We start from the raw sequence: 19,428 nt of genomic DNA, 5'->3' as shown, positions 1-19,428 counted from the left end.
AGCAAAAAAGTTATACCATACTGCCATGCAATTCAAACAGCTTTTATCAATACTTAATAGACCTTGGGCTATAGAACCGCAAAGCGGTGAGTATTGGCGTGGCATTGCCTTCGATATTATTTACAAAGGCATTACTGGTGTAGCCACTTTTGATAATCGCAAATACCTCAGCGAAATTTACCGTACCGATGCTAAAGGCACTATTGATAATAGCGGCCCTATACAAGTAATACATATTGCTGGCCCAATAGCCAAATACGATATGTGTGGCAGTGCTGGTACACAAAGCTTGCAAAATGCTGTACGTGCTGCCAATGCTGATAATAGTATTGCTGCTATGCTACTAGTAATAGATAGCCCTGGTGGCCAAGTAGATGGTACCGAAAACCTTGCCAACGAAATTAAAGCCTCTACCAAGCCTGTAGTAGCTTTTGTAGATGGCATGATGTGCAGCGCTGCCTATTGGATTGGTAGTAGCGCCACAGAAATTTTTGCCGATAAAGCCAATAATGGCTACAACGCTACCATTGGTAGTATTGGTACTATGGTAAGCTGGAAAGATGCTACCAAAGCGCAGGAAGCACAAGGCATTAAAACCCACACCGTTTACGCAGATGCTAGCGTAGATAAAAACCAAACTTTTGCTAAAGCCAACCAAGGCGATTACACCGAATTAAAGCAACAGCTTAATAATATCAACGATACTTTTTTAAGTGCTGTACAGGCTAACCGTATGGGTAAGCTTGACTTGGCTAAAGAAAATGTATTGACTGGTAAAACCTACGATGCTAAACAGGCTATTAAATACGGCTTGATAGATCGTATGGGTACGTTTCAGCAGGCAGTAAGCCGTGCTTATTTCTTATCAAAAAATAAAACAGCATAGTTTTTATGGAAAACATTTTTGAAAATATTGCCCAGCTTGTACCAGAAGGTGAAGCTGCATTTGAACCACAAGCCGTAGGCGAAGGTATTTGGGTGACTGCTACACATTTACAAGCTATTGAAAATGCTTTGCAGTTAAACGTGAATGAATTAGCTACGCAAAAAGAAGCCACTACGCAAGTTTTAGCCCAAGTAGAAACTGCAAACGCTGCATTGGTAGAAGCACAAGCAAATCTTGCTACTGCTAATACCACTATTGAAGCATTGAATGCAGAAGTAGCCACTTTAAAAGCTAAAACAGCTTTGCCTATTGCGCCACCTGCACCATTGGCAAATGATGATTTGGCACCAAAGGTTGAAACCTTAGCAACAGCTAAAACCCAATGGGATTTAGAGCTTGAAGCAGAACGTGCCAAACTAAAATCGTAAGAAATAAACCTTATTAATACTCACTAAAAAAATTATAACAAAATGGCAAGTCCAGATTTATCGTTGTTGTCCACCCAGTTTAGAGAACTAGGTGCGCCAGTATTTGGCAAAAAAGTAGTTGAATGGGATTTGAGAAATCAAGGCATTCAAGTACGTACAAATGTTACCATGCCACAAGCATTGGTAAAATTATCTGCGCAAGGCGGCCCACGCCCTTACCGTGAGCAAGATGATTTTGGTAATGGCCCACAGTTTACCGAAAGAATTTTAACGGTAAATCAAACCAAGCAAGATTGGACGTTTAACCCTGAAAATTTCCGCAATACTATTTTAGCTGATACCGATGGTGCGCCAATGCCTTTTTGGGAAATGGCAGTAGGGCAAATGAGTAAAGAGTTTTTAAGCAGTTTAATGCTTAATGGCTTATACGGTGGGACTTATAATGCTAGCGGTACTACACCTGCTGCTTGCGTTACAGGCTGGGGTACTATTATTGCTGCTGAAATTGCTGCAAGTAACCTTATACCTGTTACTGGTGCTGATATTACTACAAGTAATGCTGTAGCGCAAGTAGAACTGGTAAAAAATGCTGTACCAGTATGGATGAAGCAAATGGGCTTTACCATTTATTGTAGCTATAGCACTTTTGAAAAATATGCTACTAACTACCGTACTGTAAACGGCTTTAAGTTTGAGCCACGCATTACAGGTGATTACCCAATTGATAATAGCCTAGCTATTTTAAAACCTGTAGCATGGATGGGTACTTCTCAGCGCTTAATTGCTACTATTGATAATAACCTTGTATTAGGTACTAATGTAGAAGCAGTAAGCATTTACAGCACACCGTACCTTGATTACTTAAAAAATCGTATCACTTTCCCAGTGGGTTGCCAAATCCAAGATTTGGATGCGATTGTAGTAAGCGATCAAGCATAGTAAATAGCTAATTGGCAGGTAAATATCACCTGCCAATTACCATTTTTAAATAGAAAATCATTTTGCCTTATGGCTACATTACAAGAACAAGTAACTGCGCTTACTGCTGCTAATGCAGATTTACAAGTAAAGCTTGATGCTGCCAATGTAGAAATTGATACCTTAACCAAGGTAAACGAAAACCTACAAGAGCAAGTAATTACTTTAAGCCAAGCTGCACCCAAAGCTGCTGCTGAAATAGCTAAGCCGCAAGTAAGTAAAGAAACTTTTGTAGTAGATGGTAAAAAATATGGCTTTCACCCTAGTACACCTGCTGTATTGTTTGATGGCCAAAAAATTACTGCTACTGAAGTGCTTGCAAGCCAAGACTTACAAAAAGCCTTGATTGAAGCCGAAGCAAGTTTTATACAGTTGCTTGACTAGTACACCTTAATTACCTCATTTTTAAATAATTTATTAATGGAAAATTACGCTCCATATACCCCTGACAAAGCTGCTGTAGGCGCAGTAAGTGGGTTTAAGCAAACTGCTTACATTTCAGAACTTGGGTGGATTGACACCGAAGCAACGCCTACAAATACACCCACTGCTATGGGTGATAAAGTAAAAATAGCTACTGCACACACGTTTGTAAGTGGTAAAGGTGCATTACCTATTCAATGCTTTTACAAAACAGGCGACCAAACAGGTGAAGCTGCTGGCGACCAAGGCGCTAAAGTGCTAAACTTTAAGCCAAAGATTTTTTTACAAGGTGATAACGCTGAAGCGTTAGAACTTGTAAAAAATATCTTAAACAAGAATGTGATTTTGTGGCTTGAAAAAACTGGCTGCCCTGGGCAACTAGTACAATATGGTTGCAAATGCACGCCTGCAATATTAGATACTGCTAACCCTGTTGTGGGCGTAACGCTTAATGGTAAAGCTGGCTATGAAATTACTTTTGAAGCACAAGAGAAGTTTTTCTACAATGCTACACTAAGCGTTTACCCATCATAGTAAAACCATTGCAACATGATTAACTTTATCAATCAGCAAGTGGCTGAACGCTTTATTACTACGGTTGATAGCGATATTACAATTGTAGGTGCAGGCAACCCCACAAAGCTTAGCGAAATAACGCTTGACCAAGCCGAAATAATGCTAGCTTGTGCCGACCCTAACATACAATTAAAACCTGCTGAAAAACCTAGTAAAAAAATACCACCTACACCACCTGCTGAAGGCGAACCGACACAGCAATAACTCATAAGTATATTAGGAAGTAAAAGCCCTGCCCTTACAACTTGGGCAGGGCTTTTTTAATTAAGCCATACCACATGCAAGATGTAATTACCATAAACAACCTAGTAGAAGCTGAAACCAAGCGCTGCATAGCTGCATTAAATGCAGAAATGCAACGTGTAGGCATTAATACTAGCGGTGGCAATGTAAAGTATAAGTTTGGCTATAAAGATGGCATGGTGTGGTACATACGCTTTATTTTCCCTAGATACTTAATATATGTGAGCAAAGGCGCAAGCCGTGGCCATGGTGGTAGTAAAGGTAGCCGATGGGTAAGCCCTAAAGGTATTACCATAAGCACCAACCCTAAAAGCCTCAACAAACTGAAAGAGCCGAAAGATTGGTTTAACCCGGTGATAGATAACTATTGCGAACGATTGAGCGAATTATTGGCAGATTATTTTATTAACCTATCGCTACAGCGATTACATATTAAATAACTCATGGCAGACAATAAAGCAAAAACTGGTGCCACGCTGTTTTTAGATACCAGCAGCGCACAAGCAGCCCTTACTAAGTTAAACACTACCATAGATGCTTACGATGCCAAGCTTAAAAATACAAAGCTAAGCGCACAAGAAGCAATGACGCTAGAAACCAAGCGCAACCAAGCCGCTACACAAGCTGCTGAAATACGCAACCGTATAGAACAAGGGCTTGGCGCTACGTATAAAGAGCAGGCTAAGTACGTAAACGACCTTACTAAAGAAGTAAAAAACCTAGCTACAGGTACAGAAGCCTATAACCAAAAAGTATTAGAACTACGCAAAGCCACAGCCGTATTTGATGATATGAAAGCCAAAATACGTGGCGTAGAAGATGCACAGAAAAAAGCTGCTGAAAGCAGTGGCACATTTAGCAAAATACTTGGTAGCGTGGGTGGTAGCCTTGCGGCCTTTGCTAGTATTGGTTTTGTTACAAGTAAAGTAACTGATTTTTTAAGCGCCTCTATAGATGAAGCCAACCAAGCTGAGCAAGCAAGCACACGGTTAAAAAATACACTTGAAAATGTAGGCCGTACCGATGCCTTTGATAGATTAAGCGATAAAGCCAACGAAGTAGCAGAAAGGTTTAAATACTTAGATAACGATGATGTTACCGAAGTATTTAACAAGTTGATTACCTACGGCAAACTAACCGAAAAGCAAATAGGCGACCTTACACCTGTAATAGTTGATTTTGCAGCTAAGCAAAGCATAAGCATAGAAGAAGCCACTAGTGTAATGACCAAAGCACTAGAAGGTAATGCCAAAGCCTTGAAAGAATATGGTATTAATATAAAAGATGGTAGCGATGTTACCGAACGCTTTGGCATATTAATGACCGATTTAAAACCAAGGGTTGAAGGTGCTGCTGATGCTTTTGGCAATACATTTAAAGGGCAAGTTGCTACTGCAAAACAAGATTTGCGCAATCTTGAAGAAGAAATAGGCGATAGATTGATACCAATACTAGGCGGTTTATTAAAAATTGTAAGGCAAGGCATGGATGGCTTGGGTGATTTTTTTGCCATGCAACTTGCCAATATTGGCAAAGTATTAACCTTTACGCAAAATATTGCTGGTGCTTTAAAAGCTGCATTTACTGGCGGGCCTGGTGGTTTGGCTAGTTATGTAGCGCAGCTTAAAGTAGGTGCTGAAATAGCTGAGAAAGATAAGCAAACTGCTAAAGAAGCTGCTGCTGTGAAATCTGCTGCATTGGCTATTTATAACGATGCCATGAAAAAAACGGCTGCACAGCAAAAAGATTTACTACGTGGTGAAGAAGCTTTGCTAAAAGCAGACCAAGACCGCTATAACCAACTAAAAGCCACCAACCAATTAAATACGGCTGAAGGTAAAACTGCTGCGCAAAACCTAGCCCAAAGCAAAGCCAATGTAGAAGCGATACAAAAAGCCATGAAAGATGCTAAAGAGCAAAGCAAAGTGCTTGGTGCTGGTGCAGATAAAGGTGGTGCTGGTAAGGGTGAAAAAGTGACTAATACCTTTGATGCGATAATGGCAGAACTTGGGCTTGAAAATGCTAAAGCTAGTGGCGATAAATTAGAGGCAGCTTTTGCAGAAATTGAAGTACGTATTGGCAATTTTAGAAAGCGCATTATGGATGATTTTGCCAATGGCAAACTAACCGAGGCGCAACGTGACAAAGCCCTTGCAGAATTAACAGGCGTAAACCTTAAAGACATTGATAAAGCCGTGCAAACCTTTAGGGATGAAGTACGTAAAAAGCGAGGCGATACAAGTGTAGAAACCATACCGCTAGCTGTACAGCTTGATGAAAAGCAAATGAAAGCCAATCTTGATAAGGCTTTAAAAGGCTTGGAAGAACACGCCCAAAAAGCCAAAGAATATGCTAACCGTGAAAGTTTAGCTGCTGCACAAGTGCAAGTAATGAAAAACCAAAATAGTTTACAGGCTAAACTGGCATTGCTTGATGAAGAAGAACGCTTGGCGCTTGAAAAAGAAAACCTTACAGAAAGTGAAAAAGAAAAAATACGCTTAGAATATCAACAAAAAAGAGCAGATGCAGAAACTGAAAATTGGAAAGCTTATGTTGATACTATTGGCAAATATGCTAACCAAGCATTAGACCTTTTAAGTAAGTTTAACAGCATACGTACTGCCGCTGAAAATGCAGATTTAGCTAGAGATGCTAAAGCTAACGAAACCAAAAAGAACAATCTGAAAAAGCAGCTTGATGCTAAAGTAATTACGCAACAGAACTACGATAAGCAAGTAGCCGCTTTAGATAAAGCACAAGAAGACAAGAAAAGAGCGTTAGAATTACAACAGTTTGAACGCAATAAAAAAATACAAATAGCACAAGCTATTGTAAATGGTGCAATGGCAATTACTGCTGTATTAGCAGCAAGACCAGGACCAACTGATATTCTTAGCTTAGGTGCTTTTAGGGCTATTAATATTGCCTTTACCGTTGCAAGCATGGCAGCGCAAATAGCAGCTATTTCTGGTGCTAAACCACAATTTGCCAAAGGTGCTTTACTAGATGGCCCAAGCCATAGCCAAGGCGGTATGCCAATTATTAACCCAAATACAGGTAGCAAAGTAGCTGAAATAGAAGGTGGTGAAGCGATACTGAGCAAAGCCACCGTGCGTAATAACTGGCCGCTTGTAAGTAGCTTGCTAAATGCTAGCTTGTACAACAATGGTGCGCCTATTACACCTTTTTGGCAAAATAGACCCTACCAAGGCTTTAACTACCAAGCGGTTACAACTGCGCAACGCAAGTTTGCTACTGGTGGTATTTATAGCGATGCCACTTCTGCAACAGAGGCGCAAACAGCAGAACAAAACACACAATTAACGGCTAGCTTATTACAAGCCATACAAGAGTTAACGCAAAGTGTAAAAGCTGGCATACCTGCTTATATTACTTACAACCAAATAAATAATAGTGTAACTACGGTTAGTGATATTCAAGCCACCGCAGCATTAAAATAATTTGTAGTATTGTAGTAACTAAAATCAATCAACTATGGGCAGTATTTTATTTTTATTCTTTTGGGTGGGCGGTGCAGCATTTATAGGGTTAGTATTTGGCACATCTAGAACTATTGGCTTTTTCGGTGCTTTTCTCTTGTCGTTAATACTTAGTCCTTTACTTGGGCTAATTATTTCTTTGTTTTTCCCAACAAATGAAGAAGATGCAAGACAAAAGCAAATACTTGCAACGCAACAGGCTACTTTAAAAGCTATGCAACAACAGCAGCAGCCAAAGCAAGTTGCACCTTCTTTATCTGATGAATTATTAAAGTTGAAAGACCTAGTAGATAAAGGCGTAATTACACAAGACGAATTTGAAACGCAGAAAAAAAAGCTACTTGAAAAGCACTAATAGAAATTTTAAGGAAATTTTAATTTCTATAAAATCTAACCAAAAGTTATACAAAAGTTCGCTAATTTTATACTACAATGGCATTATCTCTATATTTGTTATACAAAAGTTATACGATTGTGCAATATTTGTTCTTTGGCATCGTTTGTATAATAGCCTTAATTGTATGGGGTATTGTGAATGATAATAGAAGGCGTTGGTAAATGAAGTAAATTGCATTTGCAGAATGTAACTCAATTCATTAACTAAAACAATCATTACCCAAAATTTAAGAGACTCAAAATAAGGCATCCGAGCGCTTTGGAAGCGCAATCTCTTGCTCATTGCTTTTAGTGATGAGTTACGTTCTGCAGCGGATGCCGTTTTTTAATTTTTAATCTTTTACAAATGCAGAACGTACAAAGAGAAATCACCAACACCATTACAGGCAATGAATTGCAAGTAATGTATCAGCCGCTAAGGCACAACTACCAAGTAGATAATAGCTTTAATGCTTTCTTATTTTTTAAGAGCATTTGGGCAAGCCACACACTGTACATGCAAGAGCAGGTGTATGTGTTATTTTTAGATAAAAATTGCAACGTGCTATGCTGGCGGCAATTAAATACAGGTACGCTTACCAATTGCCTAATAGACATAAAACTACTAGCAGCAATGGCAGCAAAGCTTTTGGCAGATAGTGTAGTGGTAGCACACAACCACCCTAGTGGCAATGTAGCACCTAGCAGGCAAGATGTACAAATGACTGAGAATATCAGAGAAGCCTTGTACATAGTAGATTGCAAGCTGCATGATCATTTAATCATCACAGAAGATGATTATTTTTCGTTTGTAGATAATGAAGGCATGCAAACCGATTACTACCATTCATCGCTTAAAATGCGTAACCTAAAACGCAGGAAGAAAATTTTTGCAACACAAGAAACTGTGTAAAGCACATCTCAAATTACTGTCCTTGATGCCCCCAAATATTGGGGGCATTTTTATTGCATGTTACTGCCACGTACACTATTACCACACCAAACTTTTGCCCTTGTAGCAGATAGCTACAATGGTGGTGTAATAGATTGGTATTACACATTTACCGAAAATATTAATGGCTGGCCCAAAGTAGATGCTACTACTGGCTTCTTAGCCACAGAGCCACAACTAGTAAGCGGTGCTAGCTGGTATGGCCCTGTAAGCTTGCCAAATGGTAGTACTGGCTTTGTGCAATCTACCGCACGTAACAAAGCAGGTAACTATTACAAAACCAAGTTTGAGTGCAAAATGCCAGGCTTTGCAAGTAACAACCTGCAAAACCTAAGCAATAGCGCAGGTAAGCAATTTGTAATAGTGGCAAGGCTGCGCAGTGGTAATTTTTGGGTAGTTATTGGCAATAATAAAAAAGGGCTAGAATTTGATAATGAAGCCAATACAGCGCAGGGCGCTAAAGCTGCTGCTATTAATAAAATAACCCTAAGCTTAGAAAGTGCCAAGCCCTTGCAAGTGCTACCAAGCTTTGCAGGCATTAACAGCATACCACCTATTTCTATTGCACCACCAGCGCCAGTAATACCACGCATTGATTATGAAGAAATAGACTTTAACACTAGTGGCGATACGGTGATAGACTTAACGATTAACAACCGTATAGGAAGGTTTACCAATTACCCAATAATAGAAGTGTACGAGTTTGATGGCACGATTTACCGTATAGGCAATATGCCAATTATTACAAGTGGCACACCACCTACTAGCATTACCGTGCAAAATGCTGGTGGTGCAGGTAAAATAATTTTAAAATAATTACTAGATATACCAATGAAAAAAATACTAATACTATTGTTTGTTCTTGCTACTACTACTTGTAGCCTAGCGCAAAGCGTTTATAAAATTGAAGGTGATACCATTAAGCAGCAAGCAAGGCTTGGTAATAAAACCGTGGTTGATATTGTTGGCAGATTGCAAAGCAATGGCACGGTAAAGCCTGGTACTGATACCACTACTTACAAGCAAGGGCTTGCAATAGTAGGTGGTAAACTGTGGCTAGGTAATGGTAATTATTTTACAGCTATTGCAGATGTGGTGCTTTGGGGTAATATTTCTGGTAAGCCTAGCATTTACCCTACCAACTACGATAGTAGTAATAATATAAAAGATAGCATACAAAAGCGCATAAGCCAAGGTGGTAACAGCTTTGGTACTGATATGGTGATAGGCACTAACGATAATAATTATGTACAGCTAAAAACCAACGGAGTAACACGTTTATATGTGTTAAATGATGGCACGATAAGCAACTCAGCTAGTACATTTTATGTGTTACCAAATGGCAATATTGTTACTTCTGGACTAAGGGTAAATGGGCAATTACAGCCTTCTAGTGATACAACTACTAACAAGTATGGTATTAGGTTAATAGGCTCACAGTTGTATATAGGTACAGGTAGTTATTATGTAGCTTACCAACCAACGCAAACTAACTACACTACCACTTATGCTTTGAGCAATGATGTAAAAGATAGCATACAAGCAAGGTTAAGAATAAGCGATACTTCATTTTTACTTTATAGGCAAGCTATCAATAGAAATACAGATAGTATTGCAGCGCATAACGCAAGAATTATAGCTAACGCAAATAGTATAGCCAACGAAATAACTAGAGCCACCTACACTGAAAACATTTTAAATGGATCAATACTAAATGAGATTAATAGAGCCACAACAGCAGAAGCTACCATTAATACTACATTAGGCGCTAAAGTAGATACTGCACGATTGATTAATGATAGTATTATTTTGCGAGGCTTGATTAATGGCAACACCACCAACATTGCCACAAATACCGCATCCATTACAACCATAAACACAACATTAGGGGCTAAAGTAGATACTGCACGATTGATTAATGATAGTATTATTTTGCGAGGCTTGATTAATGGTAATACTGCTAACATAGCTACTAATACATCTGCTATTGCAAGCATTAATACTACATTAGGCAGTAAAGCTGATACCACACGATTGATTAATGATAGTATTATTTTGCGAGGTTTGATTAATGGTAATACTACTAACATAGCTACTAATACATCTGCTATTGCAAGCATTAATACTACATTAGGCAGTAAAGCTGATACCACACGATTGATTAATGATAGTATCATTTTGCGAGGATTGATTAATGGTAATACTGCTAACATAGCTACTAATACAAGTAATATATCTACTAATGCTACAAATATTGCTAATGAAATTACAAGGGCTACCGCAGCAGAAGCATTAAAGTTAAATAAAGCCGATAGTTTAACGGCTTATGTAACACCTAAAAATTTGCGAGATACTTCGCTTGTATTAAGAGGATTAATCAATAACAATACCGCATCCATTACAACCATAAACACAACATTAGGGGCTAAAGCTGATACTGCACGATTGATTAATGATAGTAGTATTTTGCGAGGATTGATTAATGGTAATACCACCAACATTGCCACAAATACATCTGCAATTGCTACCAAAGAGCCAATAATTACACCTAGCAATCTTGTAAATAGATACTGGAATGGCTATAAGCAATTTGTACAGCTTAATACAGATAGCCTTACAGAAGGTAGTACAAACTTATTTTACACCAATGTAAGAGCAAGAGCAGCTTTAAGTTTTACTGCTGGAAGTGGTGGCTATAATTCATCAACAGGCGTTATTACAATACCTACAAACAATAGTCAATTAACAAATGGTGCTAATTATATTACCCTATCATCTTTAAGCGCAGGTACAGGAATAAGCTATAATAGTAGTACTGGTGTAATATCTAGCAGCATTACTCAATATACTGATGCACTTGCAAGGGCAGCAATAAGCCTAACCACAACAGGCAGTAGCGGCGCAGCAACTTATAATAGTAGTACAGGTGTATTTAACATACCTACCTATACTTTAAGCGGATTGGGTGGTATAGATAGCATTAGGCAGCCAGCAGATGTATTGTATGCCAATGCTACATTTACTAAAAATGGCACAACAGGTATAAGTAACGCTAGCCTTAACAGCCAAACGGCTAATACCGTATTTGCTGCACCAAATGGCAGTAGTGGCACACCTACATTTAGAAACTTGGTAGCTACTGATATGTCAGCTTTGTTAAGTGCGGCTAATACTTGGACGGCTGCTCAAACGTTTATTCAGAATATTGTCAGCGGAAGCAATTCTCTTTCATCTTGGGGTGTTCAAGGGGCGGCAACAAGAACGGTGGCTTCCACTTATACTGATAATTCTACTGCAACAAGCGGCACAGTTGTAATAGCTGCCGCTAATAGTTTTGGTATCCCAACATTTGCAGCAAGTAATACAAGTGTAACCAACAGTATTGCGGCTACTGTTTATATAGCTGGTGCGCCAACAGCAGGTACTAATGTTACTAATACAAATCCTCATTCATTATATATAGCAGGTGGTAACGCTTACATCAATGGTAATTTTACAATAGGTACAGGTTCTACTAACCCAGCTAGCAATAGTGTGAATTTGTCAATAGCAAGAAACATAACGGGAGGAAGTACATCTTATTCTATTAATGCACAAGCACAAATACAATCAGATGTAACTAGTAGTGCTGTAATTTTCCGTACACAACCATCTAAAGTATCAGGTACTACTCTAGGAGCTTTGGCGCATTTTAGTGCTAATGAAGGAACTTTAAACGCTACTGTAACAGAGCAAAACGGTTTTTTTGTTTCGCCACTTACACAAGCTACAAACATCTATGCGTTTAGAAGTCAAGTCGCTAGTGCGTCGGGTAGATGGGGATTATATTTCGATGGCACAGCGAATAATTATTTATCGGGAAAACTATTAATAGGCAGTAATACTGACGATGGTACAGGCGTTTTACAAGTTACAGGTACAATTTCACCAAAATCGACACAATCAACAGTAAACGGTAGTACAAGTGGTAGTGCGGTATTTAGTCAACCATTTGCTGGCAGTAGCATGAAGCAAGTGATTATTTACTTAAATGCCCTTAATGGTACAGCTAGTTATACTTTCCCAACAGCATTTACCAATACACCAATAGTAATAAGTAGTAATGGATTAGCTACTAGTGTAATAACTAGTTTAAGTACAACGGCTGTAACGGTTACAGGGGCAATGCAAACAGGTTATTTAATCATTCAAGGATATTAATTATGAAAAAAACAATGCTCATTTTAGGCTTATTCTTTTGCCTTGCAGCCACAGCGCAAAAAAAAGAAGTAAACAAAAGTTTGCCGCTAAGACCATTTGCTAGTACAAGTACCGACAAATGCTATTGGCTAGATGCAAAAAGTGACAGTTTTAAATTGTTTTTGCCTTGCAAAAACGATACGCTTTTTATTGTGGACTTGCCAACTGCAAAATTTATAAAAGTTGGCGGTGCTGTTTTAAACATAAAAAGTTTGCAAGAAAAAGGCAATTACATATCATTTGCCACCTTGCAAAAAATTATTGATGGCTTGCAGGAATTGCCTGCAAAAACAGCTAACCCAGTTACTCAATTTGTTATTGAAATTTTAAAAAAAGACCAAGTTTTACCATGAAAAAATTAATCCTTTTAGCGGCATTAATAGCCGCAGTAGTATGTGTACATGCGCAAGTAATTGATACTGTGCCGCAGTCTATACAAGTACAGCCAAAAGTAAATGAGATAACTAATGATACGACGTATCAAGTTACATGGCTTATTACCGATGGTCTTGGTAGAGATACCACCGCCAAGCAGTTTTACATTGCGTTTTATGGCCGCAGCACCAACTTAGTATATGGTTGCAATAAAACAGTACCCTTTTACATATACAAAAATCAAGGCACTAATAACACTTTGATTGATGATTATATTTTGGCATTATTTAAACTAATAAGACGATGATAACGCACTTACTCATTTATATCTTAATTGCATTTGCAGGGCTTTGGAATAGCGTGATGGATAAGCTTAAAGACCATTTTAGCAGTTCCATTTGGTGGAATAAAATGCAAGAAAAATGGAATCCTCAATTTTCTTGGATGGGTAAAAAGTTTCTGGGCATCATGGTGCTAGACCCGTGGCATATTGCTAAAACTGCAATGCTAGGCTTAATCTTCATTAGCCGTGTAATACCTGCTCACTTAAAATGGTGGGAGTATTTTACACTTTATGCTACATGGGGCTTCGCCTTCAACCTTGGGTACTATTGGCTATTTCAACGTAAAAAATAAAATACATCATACTTTATAAAGCACATAGCAATGACTGAAAGAGCAACAAGCAAACTAAGCAGAAGTATAACATTAGGTGAATTATTGGCTACAGGCATTGTAGTAGTAAGTGTGTGCTTGGGATTTTGGAAAAATACCGATGTAAGGCTTACCACTTTAGAACTACGTATGCAGCAAGCAGAGCAGAATAATAATGTTATTAACGTAAAGCTAGACAAGCTGCAAGAAGGTATTAACGAAGTGAAACTAAGCCTTAAAGACAAGGTGGATAGAAAATAATTACACATCACTAAAATATACAAATATGAAACAGGTTTGGAAAGGGTTACTTATTACCGTAATCACATTTATTGCATCTACCATTGCTAGTGGTGGCTTTGCTGGTACTGCGCTTGCTTGGGAAACTTTAGGCATTACTACGCTTGGCACAGTATTGATTTATTTGGCGCAAAGTTTTGCGTTTCCAAGTACTTCAATTATTGGTGAGCTAAACCTTAAAGATTTAGCAAAAGGCGCATTTGTAACGCTTGGCAACTTCTTTAGTGCTTATACAGCAAGCACAGTTACTACAGGCCATGTAGATTGGAAAAGTTTGTTTATAAGCGCAGGTAGTGTTTTTGCTATGTACATTCTTAAACAGCTAGGAACTACAGTACCACCAACACAAACTAAGTAATTCATAAGCCCTCGTTAGTGGGGGCTTCAATTTATTGTTATGAGAAAAGATGGAAGTAACTGGGAAAAAACAGCAGACAAAATAGCAATTACATTGTTTTTTGTAATGTTTTTAATTGCCTTATTTGGCTTGCATAGTTGCAATTCTGCCAAAATAATAGAGCGTAAAGACAATGCAGCATTTGAACGAGTAACAGCAAAAAGAAGCTTGCTAGATAAAATTGCACCAGTAGTACAAGGTATTTACCCATGTGCAAATGATACTTTTTTTAAAACTACTAGAGATACAACTATTACACATGATACAGCTATTTCGTACATACATAGCCATGATACGGTAAATAAGGTTCGTGTAGATACCTTAAAAGTCAAATTTACAACTACTAAGGTAATTCACGATACAGCGCTGATAGTGGATAAGCAGAAAGCTGCCATTGATGCTAAAACTATTCAAAACCAAGCCTTAACCATTGCTGCACTTAACCAAAACGTTTCTGATTTAACAGCAACAAACAATAAGCAATCTTCTAAAATTACCTGGCTAATTGTAGCCTGTGTACTTGGTGGAATTGTGATTTTGGGGCTGCTGTATTTGTTGTTTAAACCTAAATAGTAAACTTAAAAGTTGATTTTTTATGAGCAAAGCATTAGAAGTAGCCCAAACACAAATGGGCTTACAAGAAATACCAAAAGGCAGCAATTGGGGGCCACACGTACAAACCTACTTGGCTAGTGTAGGTATTGATTTTCCTGCAAGCTGGTGCATGGCATTTGTGTATTGGTGTACAAGCGAAGCTGCAAAAATGCTAGGCAAGCCAAACCCACTAGTAAAAACAGGTGGGGTTTTGCGCCAATGGAACGAAATAAACCCTGCCTACAAGGTAAAAGGTGCGCCACAGCCTGGCGATATTTTTATCATGGATTTTGGCAAAGGCATGGGCCACACAGGCTTTGTAACCAAAGTGTACGATGAACGTATAGAAACCATTGAAGGCAATAGCAACGATGATGGCAGCCGTGAAGGTTACGAAGTTTGCAGCAAGCCTGGTGGTAGAAAAATTAGTACTATTAAAGGCTTTATCAGATTACCTTTTTAAATTTTCTCATTGTGTTTGTTTTGGTTGAATGAAAAATGAAAGCCTTGCATTTTTATGCAGGGCTTTTTGCTGTCCTTTACTAGGCTTATTAATAGTAGCAACTTTACTACATGCAAAGTATTTCACTAAAAGAAGTGATTGCGTGGATGGATAGCGGCAAGCCATTTTCTATTGGCTTTGTTACTTGCGATAAGCAGCAGAATAAAGGTGGTGAATGGATAGAAATACCAGAAGCTACCAAGTACGAATGGATGACCACTAGAGAAAAAGCCAGCATAGCCAAAGCTGCACCAAGTACAGCCCTTAAAAAGAACCCTAACCACTACGATAATAGCACTAGAAATATAAAGCTGCCCAACTTGCAAAAGCGTAAAGTGCATTTGCGATTGATAACCACATTTAACGGCAAAACAGTATTGTAATGAATATTGATAGTAGATACGATATAGGCTTTACAAAAAGCGCCATTATTTTTAATGAAGCTGCTATTAATATGCCTACAGTGGTAGCGCCTGTTACTGATTATACACCTTTCAAATACAGCCCTTGGGGTGGCAAAGAAAATAACCAATTGCCTTACCAAATGCGCACTATGATAGAAGGCTGTGGCGTGCTTTCTGCTATTTTAAATGCACAAGCTACTATTGGTGTGGGTAAAGGCTTGCAGCCTTTTATACTTAAAAATATTACAGCCGATGGTACTGAAGAAGTAGAATGGCTTAACGATACTGAAATACTAGACTGGCTAGAGGAAAACGATATGTATAAGATGGCGCTAGATTTCACGTTTGATAAAATGGCTTATGGCTGGCGTACTGGTAGCTTTTTGCTAAATGCGGCTAGCGATAGAATAAATAAGGTAGTACGTAAAGATGTATTTACCTGTAGGCTTGGTAAGTACAACGATAAAGGCGTGATTGAAAATGTGTTTATCTCTAACAATTGGGATAAAAACATAGGTACACAAACACCTGAGCCAAACGGTGGGCAATTGGTAACCGTACCTGCTTTAATTGAGGGCTTTGAATTAGATTGCTTGAACCAAGTACGTGATAGCAAAGACCCAAGAACTGAATGGGCTTTTATAGATCGCTTAAAAAGAAACGGTAGGCAATACTACCCTACACCATTATGGTATGCTGCTAAAGAATGGGTAAAAGTAGCGATGAGCGTACCAGCGCAAAAAAATGCCATCTTCAAAAACCAAATACTACTTAAATACAAGATTACTATACACAAGCAATTTTGGATTGATAAGGTAGATAGCAAATGGGATGCTTTAGAACCTGATGTACGTAAAGCAAAGCAAGATGAGGTTTACAACTTGATTGATGGGTGGCTTACTGGTACAAGTAATGCAGGTAAAAGTTTGTTTACAGGCAGCTTTACCGTACCAGGCGATACGCAGCCAACCGATTACATTAAAGTAGAGGCAATAGATGACAAGTTTGCCGATGGCAAGTTGCTACCAGATAGCAGTGCTGCCAACGTAGAAATATGTATTGCTACACTTATGAACCCTGCTTTTTTAGGTGCTGGTAGCGTAGGTAGTGCCACACATGGCAGCCAAAGCGGTGGGAGCAATATACGTGAAAGCTTGCAAACCCAAATAATGATGCAAGAGCAAGCACGTAAAGAGGTAAGCAACATAATGAACATTGTAAAGAAGTTTAACGGCTGGGATAAAAAATATGAAAACCAAGGGCGTTTGGTTTTCCGCTTTCAAAGCAGTTTGTTGACTACGCTAGATACTGGCAAAAGCACTAAAAATGAAAACTTGTAAGCCATGCCATTAATTACCACCATAGAGCAATTTAAAAGCTACGTAAAGCTTAACTATACTAGTACTTCATCTGCTACGTTGCCAAATATGGCAATAGCAGATGAAACTTTCTTATGGCCTGTATTGGGTGAGGAATTTTACACCACCATGCTTACTAGTACCGATGCTAATTACAACCGCTTAAAGGAACTTTGCCGTAGAGCCGTAGCACCTTTAGCTATGATGAAAGACTTGCCTAACCGACAAGTCAAAATAGGCGATACAGGGCTACACATGGTAAGCACAGAAAATAGTATGCCCGCCACAAGATGGGCTTACAAAGAACTAGAAACGAGCCTTGCCAATGATGGTGCCAAAGCCTTAGAAGCCGTATGGGAATATTTAATAGCCAATGCTGCTACGCTTGCATGGGCTAACCCACAACCTTACCGCACCTTATTTACTAGCGGTAAAGATTTTGCTTATTACTTTCATTTATACCAGCCACACCGCTTATTTGCTGCCTTGCTGCCTGTAATTACAGAGGTAGAAGAGCATATTTTATATGTAGCTATTGGTAAAGATTTTGCCATAGAACTACGTGACAAAACAAACCCTACCGATGCAGAAAAAAGAGCGCTGATGCTGGCAAAGCATGCAGTAGCTAGCCTTGCCATAAGCAATGCTTGTAAAAAGCTATCGGTTAATATTGGGGTAAATGGCTTTACGGTATTAATGGGCGATAGTGGCGATATGGATTTTAGAGGCCGTAACGATAGTAGCTATACTGAAAAACAAGCTTTGCAACTGCAATGCGATACTGATGGCAACGCTTGGTTATCTCAGCTAAAGGCTTACTTAAATGAAACCGCTAGCAATAGCGTATTTACTACCTACTTTAATAGCAGCTTGTATAAAGACCCTGCTGCTGCACCTGTAGCAGATGCAAATAGCAGTAGAACAGGATTTGTAGCACTATGATAACAACCATTGCATATAAGCATAAGCAGTATAAGGTACAACTACCCGAAAGCTGGAACGAATGCAGCGCTAAGCAACTTGTGCAGCTAGCAGCATTGTTTAATAGTGGTGTAGAAACTGATGTGGCTGTAATAAAAGCCTTACGCATTTTATTGGGTAAAAATGTTTTTGCTTTTGCCTTTATACCTGCTGACGTAAAGTATAGGCTAATAAGTAGCATTGCTTGGGTATTTAAAAGCAATGGACTTACGGTAAATGTATTGCCAAAGTACAATGGTTTATATGGCCCTAAAAGCGAACTGAGTAATACTATTTTTAAAGAAATACATGCTTGCGAAATGTATTACCGTATGCACCTAGATAAAGTACCTGATGCATTGGATAAGCTAATTGCAGTGCTGTATAGAGAAAAGAAATTGTTTTACAATACTAAAATAGATGCTGCTGGTGATGTGCGCAAAGCTTATAATAGCAATACGGTTGAGCATCGTGCCAAGCAAATAGCCAAGTGGCCGCAACCTGTAAAGGATGCAATACTGCTATTTTACGACGGATGCAGAGAACATTTTATTGCAAGCAATCCAGCAGTATTTTCTAAAGATGGTGGTGAAACTGAAAGCGAACAGTTTCACGGCTTTTTTTTAATGATGCGTAACCTAGCTGCTGATGGCAAGTTTGGCACGTTTGACAAGGTTGAAAATCTACCATTTTACACCGCTTTGTACGAAGCGAGTTTTTTAGTAAACGAAGCTGCACAAGCAGCGCAACAGTTAGAGCATGAGTAAATACCTTGATACCATTAGTTATTTTACCAGCTTAGCGCAAAGCAATCTCATGCTTAGGCATAATGGCTTTGATGATGGTGTACAGCGTAAAGCCTTCATTAGCATAAGCGATGAAGAAGAATTAATAGCTGATATTATCAACAACTTGGCAGATAAGTTTGCCGTACAAGTGGGCTTTACAAATACTAGCGGTAGTAATGATGGTGCTGTAAATAATACCTACACCCATAGCTTGCGCTTTTACGTAAAAGCTACTATAGTTTACGGTGAGCAATCGGTAAAAGAAAATTCGTATGATCAAGCATTTGCGATAGCGCAACAATGGCAGCAAAAAATAATGTACGACGCAACTGTGAATGATGGCTGTGGCGCATTGGGCTTTGTAGATTTAGGCAGTTTTACCTGCACCAAGCTACCACCACTGTACGATAACCACTTTGGCTTTCAACTTACATTTACAGAGCAAGCACCAGATGCTAGCTATCTATTACCTGACTATCAAAATTGGGATTAACAA

General features: G+C 38.8%; 24 protein-coding genes. All 24 read left to right on the top strand.

The window, feature by feature from the left end:
* Window positions 1-25: 25 nt before the first annotated feature.
* The 24 genes from ACFOW1_RS01725 to ACFOW1_RS01610 all read left to right on the top strand — a co-directional run bounded on the left by ACFOW1_RS01725 (window position 26) and on the right by ACFOW1_RS01610 (window position 19,425).
* Complete coding sequence (locus tag ACFOW1_RS01725) at window positions 26-886, top strand: S49 family peptidase (protein ID WP_379011857.1); 861 nt, start codon at window positions 26-28, stop codon at window positions 884-886.
* A 5-nt stretch (window positions 887-891) separates the two neighbouring features.
* The gene (locus tag ACFOW1_RS01720; RefSeq protein ID WP_379011855.1) at window positions 892-1,314 is read left to right on the top strand and encodes a hypothetical protein; all 423 of its coding nucleotides are present in this window, start codon (window positions 892-894) and stop codon (window positions 1,312-1,314) included.
* A 42-nt stretch (window positions 1,315-1,356) separates the two neighbouring features.
* Complete coding sequence (locus ACFOW1_RS01715) at window positions 1,357-2,253, top strand: hypothetical protein (RefSeq protein ID WP_379011853.1); 897 nt, start codon at window positions 1,357-1,359, stop codon at window positions 2,251-2,253.
* 69 nt (window positions 2,254-2,322) lie between these two features.
* Window positions 2,323-2,676 (top strand): hypothetical protein, encoded by a 354-nt coding sequence (locus tag ACFOW1_RS01710; RefSeq protein ID WP_379011851.1) that lies wholly within the window; start codon window positions 2,323-2,325, stop codon window positions 2,674-2,676.
* 36 nt (window positions 2,677-2,712) lie between these two features.
* Window positions 2,713-3,249, top strand: coding sequence for a hypothetical protein (locus ACFOW1_RS01705; RefSeq protein ID WP_379011849.1), 537 nt, complete (start codon window positions 2,713-2,715; stop codon window positions 3,247-3,249).
* A gap of 15 nt (window positions 3,250-3,264) precedes the next feature.
* On the top strand, window positions 3,265-3,495 hold the full coding sequence (locus tag ACFOW1_RS01700) for a hypothetical protein (protein ID WP_379011847.1): 231 nt from the start codon (window positions 3,265-3,267) through the stop codon (window positions 3,493-3,495).
* Between the two features lie 74 nt (window positions 3,496-3,569).
* Window positions 3,570-3,974, top strand: coding sequence for a hypothetical protein (locus ACFOW1_RS01695; RefSeq protein WP_379011845.1), 405 nt, complete (start codon window positions 3,570-3,572; stop codon window positions 3,972-3,974).
* A 3-nt stretch (window positions 3,975-3,977) separates the two neighbouring features.
* Entirely contained in the window at window positions 3,978-6,995 is a 3,018-nt protein-coding gene (locus ACFOW1_RS01690; RefSeq protein ID WP_379011844.1) for a hypothetical protein, read from the top strand.
* A 34-nt stretch (window positions 6,996-7,029) separates the two neighbouring features.
* Window positions 7,030-7,389, top strand: coding sequence for an SHOCT domain-containing protein (locus tag ACFOW1_RS01685; RefSeq protein ID WP_379011842.1), 360 nt, complete (start codon window positions 7,030-7,032; stop codon window positions 7,387-7,389).
* 387 nt (window positions 7,390-7,776) lie between these two features.
* Window positions 7,777-8,322 carry a JAB domain-containing protein gene (locus ACFOW1_RS01680; RefSeq protein WP_379011840.1) on the top strand — a complete coding sequence of 182 codons (546 nt, stop codon included), beginning with the start codon at window positions 7,777-7,779 and terminating at the stop codon, window positions 8,320-8,322.
* 57 nt (window positions 8,323-8,379) lie between these two features.
* The gene (locus tag ACFOW1_RS01675; protein ID WP_379011838.1) at window positions 8,380-9,177 is read left to right on the top strand and encodes a hypothetical protein; all 798 of its coding nucleotides are present in this window, start codon (window positions 8,380-8,382) and stop codon (window positions 9,175-9,177) included.
* Window positions 9,178-9,192: 15 nt separating this feature from the next.
* Window positions 9,193-12,561 carry a beta strand repeat-containing protein gene (locus ACFOW1_RS01670; protein WP_379011837.1) on the top strand — a complete coding sequence of 1,123 codons (3,369 nt, stop codon included), beginning with the start codon at window positions 9,193-9,195 and terminating at the stop codon, window positions 12,559-12,561.
* A gap of 2 nt (window positions 12,562-12,563) precedes the next feature.
* A complete protein-coding gene (locus tag ACFOW1_RS01665) occupies window positions 12,564-12,953 on the top strand; it encodes a hypothetical protein (RefSeq protein ID WP_379011835.1) in 390 nt (129 codons plus the stop codon).
* Complete coding sequence (locus ACFOW1_RS01660) at window positions 12,950-13,282, top strand: hypothetical protein (protein WP_379011833.1); 333 nt, start codon at window positions 12,950-12,952, stop codon at window positions 13,280-13,282. Before ACFOW1_RS01665 ends, ACFOW1_RS01660 begins: the two co-directional genes overlap by 4 nt.
* Window positions 13,279-13,611, top strand: coding sequence for a hypothetical protein (locus tag ACFOW1_RS01655; RefSeq protein ID WP_379011831.1), 333 nt, complete (start codon window positions 13,279-13,281; stop codon window positions 13,609-13,611). The genes ACFOW1_RS01660 and ACFOW1_RS01655 overlap by 4 nt, the downstream gene beginning before the upstream one ends.
* A gap of 30 nt (window positions 13,612-13,641) precedes the next feature.
* The gene (locus tag ACFOW1_RS01650) at window positions 13,642-13,890 is read left to right on the top strand and encodes a hypothetical protein (RefSeq protein ID WP_379011829.1); all 249 of its coding nucleotides are present in this window, start codon (window positions 13,642-13,644) and stop codon (window positions 13,888-13,890) included.
* Between the two features lie 25 nt (window positions 13,891-13,915).
* A complete protein-coding gene (locus ACFOW1_RS01645; RefSeq protein ID WP_379011828.1) occupies window positions 13,916-14,287 on the top strand; it encodes a hypothetical protein in 372 nt (123 codons plus the stop codon).
* A 39-nt stretch (window positions 14,288-14,326) separates the two neighbouring features.
* Window positions 14,327-14,899: a hypothetical protein gene (locus ACFOW1_RS01640; protein ID WP_379011826.1), complete on the top strand. Its 573-nt coding sequence runs from the start codon at window positions 14,327-14,329 to the stop codon at window positions 14,897-14,899.
* Window positions 14,900-14,921: 22 nt separating this feature from the next.
* Entirely contained in the window at window positions 14,922-15,383 is a 462-nt protein-coding gene (locus tag ACFOW1_RS01635) for a CHAP domain-containing protein (RefSeq protein ID WP_379011824.1), read from the top strand.
* 110 nt (window positions 15,384-15,493) lie between these two features.
* A complete protein-coding gene (locus tag ACFOW1_RS01630) occupies window positions 15,494-15,805 on the top strand; it encodes a hypothetical protein (RefSeq protein WP_379011823.1) in 312 nt (103 codons plus the stop codon).
* On the top strand, window positions 15,805-17,166 hold the full coding sequence (locus ACFOW1_RS01625; protein ID WP_379011820.1) for a hypothetical protein: 1,362 nt from the start codon (window positions 15,805-15,807) through the stop codon (window positions 17,164-17,166). Before ACFOW1_RS01630 ends, ACFOW1_RS01625 begins: the two co-directional genes overlap by 1 nt.
* Before the next feature lie 3 nt (window positions 17,167-17,169).
* Entirely contained in the window at window positions 17,170-18,126 is a 957-nt protein-coding gene (locus ACFOW1_RS01620) for a DUF6712 family protein (protein ID WP_379011819.1), read from the top strand.
* Window positions 18,123-18,911 carry a hypothetical protein gene (locus ACFOW1_RS01615; protein ID WP_379011817.1) on the top strand — a complete coding sequence of 263 codons (789 nt, stop codon included), beginning with the start codon at window positions 18,123-18,125 and terminating at the stop codon, window positions 18,909-18,911. Before ACFOW1_RS01620 ends, ACFOW1_RS01615 begins: the two co-directional genes overlap by 4 nt.
* Entirely contained in the window at window positions 18,904-19,425 is a 522-nt protein-coding gene (locus tag ACFOW1_RS01610) for a hypothetical protein (RefSeq protein ID WP_379011815.1), read from the top strand. Before ACFOW1_RS01615 ends, ACFOW1_RS01610 begins: the two co-directional genes overlap by 8 nt.
* The last annotated feature ends 3 nt before the right edge of the window (window positions 19,426-19,428 follow it).

Origin of the sequence: Parasediminibacterium paludis (assembly GCF_042651445.1) — a bacterium.
In the GTDB taxonomy this organism is placed as follows: Bacteria; Bacteroidota; Bacteroidia; order Chitinophagales; family Chitinophagaceae; genus Parasediminibacterium; species Parasediminibacterium paludis.
Note: the sequence above shows the minus strand (reverse complement) of the source record. Positions and strands in the feature narration are given on the sequence as shown.